The sequence below is a fragment of the Pseudomonas sp. PB120 genome (assembly GCF_009761815.1).
Taxonomy (GTDB): domain Bacteria; phylum Pseudomonadota; class Gammaproteobacteria; order Pseudomonadales; family Pseudomonadaceae; genus Aquipseudomonas.
Genome location: NZ_RWIN01000081.1, coordinates 13,581 through 26,147, shown reverse-complemented (window position 1 = coordinate 26,147; position 12,567 = coordinate 13,581). Strand labels below are relative to the sequence as shown.

Annotated in this window: 15 protein-coding genes and 1 other RNA gene; 11 read left to right on the top strand and 5 right to left on the bottom strand. The window is 61.1% G+C overall.

Features of this window, described 5'->3' with window-relative positions:
* Positions 1-23: 23 nt before the first annotated feature.
* Complete coding sequence (locus tag EJA72_RS15750) at positions 24-431, top strand: flagellar basal body-associated protein FliL (protein WP_178129387.1); 408 nt, start codon at positions 24-26, stop codon at positions 429-431.
* Between the two features lie 127 nt (positions 432-558).
* Here EJA72_RS15750 and EJA72_RS15745 read toward each other — a convergent pair whose 3' ends face one another.
* Positions 559-1,011 (bottom strand): EVE domain-containing protein, encoded by a 453-nt coding sequence (locus EJA72_RS15745; protein ID WP_157712352.1) that lies wholly within the window; start codon positions 1,009-1,011, stop codon positions 559-561.
* 195 nt (positions 1,012-1,206) lie between these two features.
* On the opposite strand from EJA72_RS15745, the gene EJA72_RS28970 reads away from it, so the two are divergent.
* Positions 1,207-1,359: a hypothetical protein gene (locus EJA72_RS28970; RefSeq protein WP_178129386.1), complete on the top strand. Its 153-nt coding sequence runs from the start codon at positions 1,207-1,209 to the stop codon at positions 1,357-1,359.
* Positions 1,360-1,393: 34 nt separating this feature from the next.
* On the opposite strand, the gene EJA72_RS15740 is transcribed toward EJA72_RS28970, so the two are convergent.
* The 4 genes from EJA72_RS15740 to EJA72_RS15725 all read right to left on the bottom strand — a co-directional run bounded on the left by EJA72_RS15740 (position 1,394) and on the right by EJA72_RS15725 (position 2,818).
* Complete coding sequence (locus EJA72_RS15740; RefSeq protein WP_157712351.1) at positions 1,394-1,999, bottom strand: 5-formyltetrahydrofolate cyclo-ligase; 606 nt, start codon at positions 1,997-1,999, stop codon at positions 1,394-1,396.
* 86 nt (positions 2,000-2,085) lie between these two features.
* A non-coding RNA gene (ssrS, locus tag EJA72_RS15735) (6S RNA) lies at positions 2,086-2,264 on the bottom strand.
* A 30-nt stretch (positions 2,265-2,294) separates the two neighbouring features.
* Entirely contained in the window at positions 2,295-2,612 is a 318-nt protein-coding gene (locus EJA72_RS15730) for a cell division protein ZapA (RefSeq protein WP_008024266.1), read from the bottom strand.
* Entirely contained in the window at positions 2,609-2,818 is a 210-nt protein-coding gene (locus EJA72_RS15725; protein WP_157712350.1) for a TIGR02449 family protein, read from the bottom strand. Before EJA72_RS15725 ends, EJA72_RS15730 begins: the two co-directional genes overlap by 4 nt.
* Before the next feature lie 199 nt (positions 2,819-3,017).
* Between EJA72_RS15725 and EJA72_RS15720 the strand changes: the two genes are divergently transcribed.
* The 9 genes from EJA72_RS15720 to gcvH all read left to right on the top strand — a co-directional run bounded on the left by EJA72_RS15720 (position 3,018) and on the right by gcvH (position 12,554).
* Positions 3,018-3,578: a YecA family protein gene (locus tag EJA72_RS15720; RefSeq protein ID WP_157712349.1), complete on the top strand. Its 561-nt coding sequence runs from the start codon at positions 3,018-3,020 to the stop codon at positions 3,576-3,578.
* Between the two features lie 27 nt (positions 3,579-3,605).
* Complete coding sequence (gene pepP, locus EJA72_RS15715; RefSeq protein ID WP_157712348.1) at positions 3,606-4,940, top strand: Xaa-Pro aminopeptidase; 1,335 nt, start codon at positions 3,606-3,608, stop codon at positions 4,938-4,940.
* A complete protein-coding gene (ubiH, locus tag EJA72_RS15710; RefSeq protein ID WP_157712347.1) occupies positions 4,937-6,124 on the top strand; it encodes a 2-octaprenyl-6-methoxyphenyl hydroxylase in 1,188 nt (395 codons plus the stop codon). The genes pepP and ubiH overlap by 4 nt, the downstream gene beginning before the upstream one ends.
* Positions 6,117-6,602 carry a DUF4442 domain-containing protein gene (locus EJA72_RS15705; RefSeq protein WP_157712346.1) on the top strand — a complete coding sequence of 162 codons (486 nt, stop codon included), beginning with the start codon at positions 6,117-6,119 and terminating at the stop codon, positions 6,600-6,602. Before ubiH ends, EJA72_RS15705 begins: the two co-directional genes overlap by 8 nt.
* Positions 6,603-6,611: 9 nt before the next feature.
* Complete coding sequence (locus tag EJA72_RS15700) at positions 6,612-7,829, top strand: 2-octaprenyl-3-methyl-6-methoxy-1,4-benzoquinol hydroxylase (protein ID WP_178129388.1); 1,218 nt, start codon at positions 6,612-6,614, stop codon at positions 7,827-7,829.
* Between the two features lie 224 nt (positions 7,830-8,053).
* Positions 8,054-9,058, top strand: a complete 1,005-nt coding sequence (locus EJA72_RS15695) for an extracellular solute-binding protein (protein WP_157712344.1) — start codon at positions 8,054-8,056, stop codon at positions 9,056-9,058.
* Positions 9,059-9,264: 206 nt separating this feature from the next.
* Entirely contained in the window at positions 9,265-10,881 is a 1,617-nt protein-coding gene (locus EJA72_RS15690; protein ID WP_157712343.1) for an iron ABC transporter permease, read from the top strand.
* A gap of 156 nt (positions 10,882-11,037) precedes the next feature.
* On the top strand, positions 11,038-12,120 hold the full coding sequence (gcvT, locus tag EJA72_RS15685; RefSeq protein WP_157712342.1) for a glycine cleavage system aminomethyltransferase GcvT: 1,083 nt from the start codon (positions 11,038-11,040) through the stop codon (positions 12,118-12,120).
* 50 nt (positions 12,121-12,170) lie between these two features.
* Positions 12,171-12,554 (top strand): glycine cleavage system protein GcvH, encoded by a 384-nt coding sequence (gene gcvH / locus EJA72_RS15680; RefSeq protein WP_157712341.1) that lies wholly within the window; start codon positions 12,171-12,173, stop codon positions 12,552-12,554.
* Positions 12,555-12,567: the final 13 nt, after the last annotated feature.

Sequence of the window (12,567 nt, the reverse complement as noted above, 5' to 3'; positions counted from 1 at the left end):
GCAAACCGGATAAGGAGCGAATTGTGAAAGTGTGGATCATGTTGTTGCTGGCCCTGTCTCTGCCTGTGGCAGCAGTGGCTGAAGAAGCCAAAGAAGGTGAAGCCCCGAAGGTTAACTACATCACCCTGAGCCCGCCGTTTGTAGGCAACTATGGGCTGGATGGTTCGCCCAAGCTCAAGGTCTACAAGGCTGACGTGGCGCTGCGGGTGACCGGCGACGAGGCGACCAAAGCGGTCAAGGCCAACGAGCCGTTGATTCGCAATCAACTGGTGGCGTTGTTTGCCCAGCAGACGACCGAGGCGATGAACAATGTCGAGGCCAAGGAAAAACTGCGTCAGGAAGCTTTGAAGCAGACCCAGCAAATCATGAATGACGAGACCGGCAAGCCTGTGGTTGAGGATTTGTTGTTCAACAACCTCATCATTCAGTAAATTTTCGCTGCCTTAACCGGCCTCATCGCCGGCAAGCCGGTCTCGCTCTCACATTGGATGGTCTCGCTGGAGATCCCCTGTGGGAGCTAGCCTGCTAGCGATGGCGTTCCAACATTCGGTACAAGGCTCAAGTCCGTAACGCAATCACCGCCGCCCACTGATCGGCCGTCACCGGCATCACCGACAGCCGTGAACCCTTCTGCACCAACGGCATCTCCGCCAACGCCGTCTGCTGCTTCAAATAATCCAGCTTCAACACCTTCGAAAACGTCTCGACATGTTCAACATCGATTGCGCTCCAGGCGTTCTTCTCGGCGGTGGCCTTCGGGTCGAAGTAATGACTCTCCGGCTCCAGCGCTGTCGGGTCCGGATACGCCGCTTCGACAATCTTCCCAATCCCGGCAATGCCCGGTTCAGGGCAGCTGGAGTGATAGAAGAAAAACTCGTCCCCCACCGCCATGGCCCGCAAAAAGTTACGCGCCTGATAGTTGCGAACCCCGTCCCAGCGCGCTTTGCCAAGCTTCTCCAGACCTTTGATCGAGAGTTCGTCGGGCTCGGATTTCATCAGCCAATAGGCCATGGGTTTTGCTCCTTGCGAGGTCAGTGGGCGGGTTGTTCGGCCATTTTATGACAAACCGACAGTCGGTTGACGCCAGCGTTTGCGTGTCGGTTCACGTTGTCGCAAAATGCCGGCCTTCTAAGCTTGACGCTGCTGCACGGCCTACAACGGAAACCGCTGCTGTCATCGTGTTGATGTGCCTTTGGGGGGCAATCGATGAAACGCAAACCGGATTTACTATGGATTTTGGTTATTTTGTTCGGCCTCGGCGTCGTGACCACTGGCTATGCCCAAAGCCTGTGGAACAACAAGACTGACGCGCCCATCGAAATCGCCCAGCAACAACAGCCGCCGGCCTTCAAGCGCTGAACCTGTCTTTCGACGCCGCTGATTCCAGTGGCGTCTAGTCTGCGAAATACCACGCCTTGTCTGTCACCGTGCCTTGCAACGGCACATCCCAGCTTGCCTGAGCCAATCGCTCGACCTTCTGACATTCATGGGCCAGCCCCAGCAGCGTAGGCTTGCGCCAGTTTTTGCGCCGCGACAGGTACGCCAGGCTGCGATCGTAGAAACCACCGCCCATGCCCAGGCGCCCGCCGACATCGTCAAACCCCACCAACGGCAACAGCACCAGGTCCAGCGCCCAGATATTGCGCTGTTGGGCGATATTGGCCCGGGGCTCAAGAATCCGTAAACGATTGGGTTTGAGTTTTTCGCCGGGGCGAATCCGCTGGAACACCATTTTGGTGCGGGGCCAGGCGCTGAGCACCGGAAGGTAAGTCGCCTTGCCCCGGCGTTGCGCGGCGCGCAGCAGTAGGCGCGGGTCGATTTCACCGTCGGTGGGCAGATAAAGGGAAATGTGTTTTGCGCGGCGAAACAGCGGTTGCTGGGCCAATTGCCTGTAGAGCCCGCGCGCGGCCTGGCGCTGCTGACTGGCTGTCAGTGCGCGGCGGGCCTTGCGCAGCATGCGTCGAAGTTGCGGGCGAGGAAGCAGCGCAGGTTCGGTCATGGATTCGGGCTTCGGCAGTGCGGGTACATAAAGCGTACCCGTAAAAAAGCCGATGCCGGTATTTAAACCGGCATCGGACTGGAATCAGGCTCCCCGGATGAACCGCTGCTGACTTAGCCCTTGAACCCGAAAGTTCAAGGTGGAAGATGCAGTAGGCTTTAAGGCTTTCCGTCTAGCGGACATGCACACCAGCCCAACGTGCAACCTCCAGGGTAGTGCGAATCGGCTCAGGGACGTGGTCAACTGGCAAGCACCCCAGGGAGTGAAGCGAGTATACCCCAAGCGGTTCCGCGTTTCAGCCCTTGGTGACGTCCGGATCAGTCGCGAGCACCAGATCGACACGGTCCAGCAGGTCGCGAACCTGCTCGCGAGTCGAGCCGCTGACCTGTACATCCGGGCGTTCTTCCTTGTGCAGAAGGTCGTGCGTGATGTTCAACGCAGCCATCACGGCGATGCGGTCGGCACCGATGACTTTGCCGCTGCTGCGGATTTCGCGCATCTTGCCGTCCAGGTAGCGGGCGGCGCTGACCAGGTTGCTGCGCTCTTCCTGGGGGCAAATGATCGAATACTCTTTGTCGAGGATCTGCACGGTAACGCTATTGCTTGAACTCATGAGTCTTGCTCCAGGGCCTTGAGGCGCGAAATCATCGATTCGACCTTACGCCGGGCGATTTCGTTCTTTTCAATGAGGTGCGCGCGTTCCTCGCGCCAGGTCTTTTCCTGAGCTAGTAGGAGTCCGTTTTGACTCTTAAGTTGCTCGACTCGGCCAATTAGCAGCTCAAGCCTGGCCATCAGCGCTTGCAGGTCGGTGTCTTCCATAATGTCCACTGAAAATGTCTGATGGGTGTGGAACTGTAGGAGCGAGCTTGCTCGCGATGAACCGGAGAACGCAGCGGGGTGTCAGGCACCCGGCATTATCGTTGGCGACCATCGCGAGCAAGCTCGCTCCTGCAGAGGAGTCGATGTAGGATACAAGGCCTTCATTCTAGACATAGCGCCGTCTGGCGCCTAGCTGCCCATGCCCATTCAGAATTCTCCGTACCAAGCCTTCGCCACACTGCTGACGTCCAGCGGTCACAATGTCTCGCCCGCCGAACTGCATGGCCTGTTGCTTGGCCGCAGCTGCGCCGGTGCCGGCTTCGATGCCGAAGGCTGGCTGGTCGATGCCGCCGAGCTGCTCGAAGGCGAGCCGCAAGATAACGTTCGCAATGCCTTGATCGGCCTGCAAGAGATGGTCAAGGGCGAACTCACCGGCGACGACGTGACCGTCGTTCTGCTGCTGCCGACCGATGACGAGCCGCTGACTGACCGTGCCGCCGCACTGGGCCAATGGTGCCAAGGCTTTCTCAGCGGTTTCGGCCTGAACTGCCGTGACAGCAGTATGCTCAGCACCGAAGCCACCGAAGTTCTTCAAGACCTGGCGGCCATCGCCCAGGTGCAGGACGCGCTGGAAGAGTCGGACGACGGCGAAAACGACTACATGGAAGTCATGGAGTACCTGCGCGTCGCGCCGCTGCTGCTGTTCAGCGAAACCAAGAAGCCGGACGCGCCGGCTGCCGCCAAACCGTCGTTGCACTGATCGCAAGCCAGGGAAAACCATCTGCCCATGATTCATATCCCGAAATCGGAATACAGCCGTCGCCGCAAGGCCCTGATGGCGCAGATGGAACCCAACAGCATCGCCATCCTGCCCGCCGCCGCGGTTGCCATTCGCAACCGTGACGTCGAGCACGTCTACCGCCAGGACAGCGATTTCCAGTACCTCAGCGGTTTCCCTGAGCCTCAGGCAGTCCTGGTGCTGATGCCGGGGCGTTTGCACGGCGAATACATCCTGTTCTGTCGTGAACGCAACGCCGAGCGCGAGTTGTGGGACGGCTTGCGGGCTGGCCAGGAAGGCGCGATCCGTGACTTTGGTGCCGACGATGCCTTCCCGATCACCGACATCGACGACATCCTGCCGGGCTTGATCGAAGGGCGCGACCGGGTTTACTCGGCCATGGGCAGCAACCCGGAATTCGACCGTCACCTGATGGAGTGGATCAACGTGATCCGCTCTAAAGCGCACCTCGGCGCCCAGCCGCCGAACGAATACGTTGCCCTGGATCATCTGCTGCACGACATGCGCCTGTATAAATCGGCGGCAGAAGTGAAAGTGATGCGCGAGGCCGCTCGGATCTCCGCCCAGGCGCATATCCGCGCGATGCAGGCCAGCCGCGCTGGTTTGTATGAGTTCAGCCTGGAAGCGGAGCTCGACTACGAGTTTCGCAAGGGCGGGGCGAAGATGCCGGCGTATGGTTCGATCGTCGCGGCGGGGCGCAACAGCTGCATCCTGCACTATCAGCAGAATGACGCGGTGCTCAAGGACGGCGATCTGGTGCTGATCGACGCCGGTTGCGAGATCGACTGCTACGCCAGCGACATCACCCGCACTTGGCCGGTCAATGGCAAGTATTCGCCGGAGCAGAAGGCGATCTACGAGTTGGTGCTGGCATCGCAAGAAGCCGCCTTCGCCGAAATCGCCCCGAACAAGCACTGGAATCAGGCGCACGAAGCCACGGTCCGGGTGATTACCACCGGTCTGGTGAAGTTGGGCCTGTTGCAGGGTGACGTCGACGAGTTGATCGCCAGCGAAGCCTACAAAGTGTTTTACATGCACCGCGCCGGCCATTGGCTGGGCATGGATGTGCATGACGTTGGCGAGTACAAGGTCGGCGGCGAATGGCGCGTGCTGGAGGTCGGCATGGCGCTGACCGTTGAACCGGGCATCTACATCGCCCCGGACAACCAGAACGTAGCGAAGAAATGGCGCGGCATTGGCGTGCGCATCGAGGACGACGTGGTAGTAACCAAAACCGGTTGTGAAATCCTGACCCAGGGCGTGCCGAAAACGGTCGCCGAGATCGAGGCCTTGATGGCGCAAGCGCGGACACAAGCGGCATGAATCGAGTCAATCTGGCAATCATCGGCGGTGGCTTGGTCGGTGCCAGCCTGGCGTTGGCCTTGCAAGCGGGGGCCAAGGCGCGCGGTTGGAAGATCGTGCTGATCGAACCGTTCGCTCCCGGTGACACCTATCAGCCGAGCTACGATGCCCGTTCTTCGGCGTTGTCCTACGGCGCCAAACAGATTTATCAGCGGCTGGGCGTTTGGCAGGACATCTCCCGCCGCGCGGAGCCGATCAAGCAGATTCACGTCTCTGACCGTGGCCGTTTTTCCACCGCGCGCCTGTCGGCGATGGAAGAGGGCGTGCCGGCACTGGGTTACGTGGTGGAAAACGCCTGGCTCGGCCAATGCCTCTGGCAGGGTCTGGACAAGGACGTGGTCACCTGGCGCTGCCCGGCGGAAGTCACGCGCATGGAGCCACTGCCCGACGGCTATCGCCTGACCCTCAACGACGAAACCACACTGGAATGCGACCTCGCGGTGCTCGCCGACGGCGGCCGCTCCGGCCTGCGCGAGCAACTGGGGGTCGGCATCAAAAAACGCCCGTACAACCAGAGCGCGCTGATCGCCAACATCACCCCGAGCGAAGCGCACAACGGCATGGCTTTCGAGCGTTTCACTGACGACGGCCCGATGGCGTTGTTGCCGTTGCCGGAAAACCGCTGCGCCCTGGTCTGGACCCGTCTGGGCATGGACGCGCAACGGTTGGCGGCACTCGACGAGCGCAGCTTTCTCAGCGAATTGCAGGGCGTGTTCGGTTACCGCCTCGGGACCTTGAAACAAGTGGGCGCGCGGCACCTGTATCCGCTGACGCTGATCGAAGCTGAAGAGCAAGTGCGTCCGCACCTGGCGATCCTCGGCAACGCCGCCCACAGCTTGCACCCGATTGCGGGACAAGGTTTCAACCTGTCCTTGCGCGATGCCCAGGCGTTAGCCGATGCGCTGCTGGCGAGCGAGGCATCGCCCGGTGACTTCGCCACGTTGCAGGCTTATCGCGAGCGCCAGCGGATGGATCAGAACCTGACGGTCGGCTTCTCCGACCAGGTCACCCGCCTGTTCGGCAGCACTCAGCCGCTGGTTTCGCTGGGTCGCAACCTCGGCTTGCTCGGCCTGGACCTGCTGCCGCCGGCCAAACGCTGGTTCGCGCGCCAGGCCATGGGTCTAGGTACTCGTCCCGATGCTTGAGTGGCTGAGCAAAACCTTCGGTAAGGCGCGGTTGATGCGCTGGTTCATGACCTTTTACCCGCCGTACCTCGGCGCCGGTGTTCGGGTGCAGCACATCAGCGATGATTTCCGCGACATCAAGGTGTCCATGGGGCTGGGCTGGTATAACCGCAATTACGTCGGCACCCAGTTCGGGGGCAGCCTCTATTCCATGGTCGATCCGTTCTTCATGTTGATGCTGATGGAAAACCTCGGCGGTCGTTACATCGTCTGGGACAAAGCCGCCGACATCGACTTCATCTCGCCGGGCAAAGGCCCGGTGTTCGCCCGCTTCACCATTGACGACACCTTGCTCGACGAGATCCGTCGGCAAACCGCGGATGGCGAAAAATACCTGCCGCAACTGCAGGTCGATATTCACGACGGCGCCGGCAAACTGGTGGCGCGGGTCGAGAAAACCCTTTACGTGCGGCTCAAGCCGCAAGCGAGACAGGCTTAAAGCATGGAAATGCGCGCAGATCTGCTGATTGTCGGGGCCGGAATGGTCGGCAGCGCCCTGGCGCTGGCGTTGCAGGACAGCGGGCTGGAAGTCCTGCTGCTGGACGGCAGCCCCCTGAGCGTCAAACCCTTTGACGGGCAAGCGCCATTCGAGCCGCGGGTCAGCGCCTTGTCGGCTGCCAGCCAGCGGATTCTCGAGCGTTTGGGCGTCTGGGAAGGCATCGCCAGCCGGCGCAGCAGTCCGTACACCGACATGCATGTCTGGGACGGCAGCGGTACCGGGCAGATCCATTTCTCGGCGGCCAGCGTGCATGCCGACGTGCTCGGCCACATCGTCGAAAACCGTGTGGTCCAGGACGCCTTGCTCGACCGCTTGCACGATTGCGATCTGGGAATGCTGGCCAACGCGCGGCTGGAGCAGATGCGTCGCTCCGGCGATGACTGGCTGCTGACCCTGGCCGATGGCCGGACCTTGCGCGCGCCGCTGGTGATCGCGGCGGACGGCGCCAATTCGGCCGTGCGGCGCCTGACCGGCGTGGCGACTCGCGAGTGGGACTATCTGCACCATGCCATCGTCACCAGTGTGCGCAGTTCAAAACCTCACCAGATGACAGCCTGGCAACGCTTTACCGACAACGGGCCGCTGGCGTTTCTGCCGCTGGAGCGGGATGGCCAGCAGGATTGGTGTTCGATCGTCTGGTCGACCACCCCAAGCGAAGCAGAACGTCTGATGGCGCTGGACGACGAAGGCTTCTGCAAGGAACTGGAGCGGGCCTTCGAAGGCCGGCTCGGTACGGTTTCAAGCGCCGACCCGCGTCTGTGTGTGCCGCTGCGTCAGCGTCATGCCAAGCGTTATGTCGCAGAAGGGCTGGCGCTGATTGGCGATGCGGCCCACACCATCCACCCGCTGGCCGGGCAGGGTGTGAACCTCGGCTTTCTCGATGCTGCAGTGCTGGCCGAAGTGCTGTTGCAAGCGGCTGAGCGGGGCGAGCGCCTGGCGGATGTGAAAGTCCTGAGCCGTTACGAGCGCCGTCGGATGCCGCATAACCTGGCGTTGATGGCGGCGATGGAAGGGTTCGAGCGCTTGTTCCAGGCCGATCCGCTGCCAGTGCGCTGGTTGCGCAATGCCGGGCTGAAGATGGTCGAGCAGATGCCGGAGGCCAAGGCCTTGTTCGTGCGTGAAGCGTTGGGGTTGACCGGGGATTTGCCCGCGCTGGCCAAGGCCTGACATCTTCACTGGGGCTACTGGCCTCTTCGCGGGCAAGCCTCGCTCCTACAGGAACTGCATACACCCTGTAGGAGCGAGGCTTGCCCGCGAAAGGGCCGGTACATCCACTACATCTCTCAAACCATGCAACATCTGGTAACTCACCCGCGAACTGTTCGATTGAGAAGCTAAATGTGAGTCCTTATCATTTGGCCCTCACTTTTTCCAATCGAGAGATCGCTCCCATGTTGGCACCGAAGCGTCTACTGACCGCACTCGCCCTGACCCTGACAGGCATCACCGCCGCCCAGGCCGCCGACGAGGTGGTGGTTTACTCTTCGCGTATCGACGAACTGATCAAACCGGTCTTCGACGCTTACACCGCGAAAACCGGCGTCCAGATCAAGTTCATCACCGACAAGGAAGCGCCGCTGATGCAGCGCATCAAGGCCGAGGGCGAGAACGCCACCGCCGACCTGTTGCTGACCGTCGATGCCGGCAACCTGTGGCAGGCCGAGCAAATGGGCATCCTGCAGCCGTTCACCTCGAAAACCATCGACGCCAATATCCCGCTGCAATACCGCTCATCCTCCCACGCCTGGACCGGCCTCAGCCTGCGCGCGCGGACCATCGCCTACTCCACTGACCGGGTGAAACCGGGCGAGCTGACCACTTATGAAGGGCTGGCCAACAAGAACTGGGAAGGCCGCCTGTGCCTGCGCACGGCGAAGAAGGTCTACAACCAGTCCCTGACCGCCACCATGATCGAAGTGCATGGCGCCGACAAAACCGAGCAGATCCTCAAGGGCTGGGTGAGTAACCTGTCCACCGATGTGTTCTCCGACGACATCGCGGTGCTGGAAGCGATCAACGCGGGCCAGTGCGACGTCGGCATCGTCAACACTTACTACTACGGCCGCTTGCACAAGCAGAAACCTGATCTGGGCGTGAAGCTGTTCTGGCCGAATCAGGGCGACCGGGGCGTACACGTCAACCTGTCGGGTATCGGCCTGACCAAACACGCGCCGCACCCGGAAGCGGCCAAGGCGTTGATCGAGTGGATGACCACGCCAGAGGCGCAGAAAATTTTCGCGGACGTGAACCAGGAGTTCCCGGCCAACCCGGCCGTTCAGCCGTCCGCTGAAGTGGCGAGCTGGGGCAAATTCGTGGCCGATACATTGCCGGTGGAAATTGCTGGCAAGCGTCAGGCCGAAGCGATCCGCATGATGGATCGGGCGGGTTGGAACTAACCCCAACGTGACAAGTGGGCTCCCCTGTGGCGAGGGAGCTTGCTCCCGCTGGGCTGCGAAGCGGCCCTCATAGCGGCAGGCTGACCAAAATCGAACTGATCTGGTAACCCATTACGGCTGCTGCGCACCCGAACGGGAGCAAGCTCCCTCGCCACAAAATGGGCTGACCAACGATCTCCAACAGCCCACATTTTTAGAGAATTTTCTTGGCCCATCCCGCCCAACGCCGCTGGTATCCCCTGGTCTTCGCCATCGCTGCTTTGGTCCTGTTGCCACTGAGCGTTCTGCTGCTCTCCTGGCAAACCATCGATCATCAAATCTGGTCCCACCTCTGGGACACCCAAATGCCACGCCTGCTGGGCAACACCCTGACCCTGGTGCTGGGTGTCGGTGTCGGCGTGACGCTACTGGGCGTCAGCCTCGCCTGGCTCACCAGCCTTTGCGAGTTCCCCGGCCGCCGCTGGCTGGATTGGGCGCTGATGCTGCCGTTTGCGATACCCGCCTATGTGCTGGCATTCGTCTTTGTCGGCCTGCTGGATTTTGCCGGCCCAGTGCAATCCCTGATGCGCGAGTGGTTCGGCACGGGGCTGCGGCTGCCACGAGTGCGTTCCACCGGCGGCGTCATTCTGGTTCTGGTGCTGGTCTTTTATCCCTACGTTTACCTGTTGGCGCGCACGGCGTTCCTGGCTCAGGGCAAAGGCCTGATGGAAGCTGCGCGGGTCCTCGGACAAACCCCGTGGCAGGCGTTCTGGCGCGTGGCATTGCCGATGGCGCGGCCGGCCATCGGCGCGGGCGTGGCGTTGGCGCTGATGGAAACCCTGGCGGACTTCGGAGCGGTGTCGGTGTTCAATTTCGACACGTTCACCACGGCGATCTACAAAACCTGGTACGGGTTCTTCAGCCTTTCAACCGCCGCACAACTGGCCAGCCTGTTGCTGCTGGTGGTGATGCTGGTGTTGTACGGCGAGCGTCGTGCTCGCGGCGCCAACCGCACCAGCAGCGAGCGCCCGCGGGTCAAGGCGCTGTACCACCTGCGTGGCGTTAAAGCGCTGGCGGCGATGAGTTGGTGTGGTCTGGTATTCGCCTGCGCCTTCGTCATTCCGATGCTGCAACTGATGGTGTGGTTCTGGCAGCGGGGGCGCTTCGATCTGGATGAGCGTTACACCGGCCTGATCGTCCATACCTTGTACCTGGGCGCCATGGCGGCGTTGATCACGGTCAGCGTCGCCCTGGTATTGGCGTTTGCCCGACGACTAGCGCCGACCCGGGCCATCCGTTCCGGCGTGAGCCTGGCCAATCTTGGCTACGCATTGCCCGGTTCGGTGCTGGCGGTGTCGATCATGCTGGCGTTCAGTTATCTGGACCGCGAGTGGGTCATTCCACTGTCGGGCTGGCTCGGCGGCGCCGGCAAGCCGTTGCTGCTGGGTAGCCTGTCGGCGCTGTTGCTGGCTTACCTCGTCCGTTTCATTGCGGTCGCTTATGGGCCACTGGAAAGCTGTCTGGCGCGAATACGGCCATCTTTGCCCGAAGCGGCACGTAGTCTTGGCGTCAGTGGGCCACGACTGTTTTTCAAAGTGTATCTACCGTTATTGCTGCCCGGCACACTGAGCGCTGCGTTGCTGGTGTTTGTCGATGTACTCAAGGAAATGCCCGCGACCCTTCTGATGCGCCCGTTTGGTTGGGACACGCTGGCGGTGCGCATCTTTGAAATGACCAGCGAAGGCGAGTGGGCGAGGGCGTCGCTGCCGGCCCTGACCCTGGTTTTGGTCGGGCTGTTACCGGTCATCGGATTGATCCGACGTTCGGCGCATCGAAACGCCTAGGTGCCAGTCCTACACCTTGAGGCTACAATGCGCGGCATTCGGTGCGGTCCGTCCTACGGACCCGGTAGCTGAAATCGGTTGAAAGCCCTCTATTACAAGGCTTTCCTCTGGTGCAGCACCTGTCCGCACCTTCGCCACGCCCGGAAGGAGAAACCCATGGGACAGCGTACGCCTCTGTATGACCTTCATCTCGCCCTTGGCGCGAAGATGGTCGATTTTGGCGGTTGGGATATGCCTCTGCATTACGGCTCGCAGGTCGAGGAACACCATCAGGTGCGCCGCGATTGCGGGGTTTTCGATGTATCCCATATGACCGTGATCGATGTCGGTGGCACTCAGGCCAAAGCCTGGCTGCAGCATTTGCTGGCCAATGACGTCGAACGCCTGCACAGCAGCGGCCGTGCCTTGTACAGCACCATGCTCAATGAGCACGGCGGCATCGTCGACGACATGATTGTCTATCGCCTGGATGAGGGTTATCGCCTGGTGGTCAATGCCTCCACGCGCGATCAGGACCTGGCGTGGATGCAGGCGCATCTCGATGGCTTCGATGTGCAGCTCAACGAGCGTTCAGAGTTGGCCATGCTGGCCATTCAAGGCCCGCATGCCCGGCACAAGATCTGCGAACTGGTGACCCAGTCCCGCGGCAATCTGATCCAGTTGCTCAAACCCTTCGAAGGCCAGCCCGATGGCGACTGGTTCATCGCGCGCACCGGTTACACCGGCGAAGACGGCCTGGAGATCATTCTCCCGGCCAATCAGGCGCCAGGTTTCTTCAACGATCTGGTAGGGGCGGGCATCTCGCCGATCGGCCTTGGTGCGCGCGATACCCTGCGCGTCGAAGCCGGCATGAACCTCTACGGTCAGGACATCAATCAAGACGTTTCGCCGCTGGCCTCCAACATGGCCTGGAGCATTGCCTGGGAGCCGGCGACTCGCCAGTTCATCGGGCGTACGGCGCTCGAGGCCGAGCGTGCGGGTGGCGTACAGCATAAACTGGTCGGTCTGGTCCTTGAGGAGCGAGGGGTTTTGCGCGCTCATCAAGTGGTCCGCATCGCCAATGTTGGCGAAGGGGAGATCACCAGTGGTAGTTTCTCTCCTACGCTTAGCAAGTCGATTGCACTGGCGCGCGTGCCGATGGCGACTGCCGACCGCGCAGAAGTGGAAATCCGTGGCAAGTGGTACCCGGTCCGAGTGGTCAAACCGACCTTCGTACGCCATGGCAAAACCTTGATCTAACCTTTTCTGGCGGGCAACGACCGCTGACAATTTTCTTGAGGACACAGAACATGAGCGATATCCCTGCCGGCCTGCGTTTTGCCGAAAGTCACGAATGGGCCCGTCTGGAAGCTGATGGCACCGTCACCGTGGGCATCAGCGACCACGCGCAGGAAGCGCTGGGTGATGTGGTGTTTGTCGAGCTGACCGAAGTTGGAAAAGTCTTCGCCGCCGGTGATCAATCCGGGGTCGTTGAGTCTGTTAAAGCCGCGTCCGACATTTACTCCCCGGTATCCGGTGAAGTGATTGCGATCAACGAAGAACTGGGCGGTGCGCCTGAGTCGCTTAACACCGATCCATACGGTGCCTGGATTTTCAAACTGAAGCCAAGCAACCCCGCTGAGCTGGACAAGCTGCTCGACGCGGCTGGCTACAAAGCGGCTATCGGCGAGTAATCTCCGCTCTGCG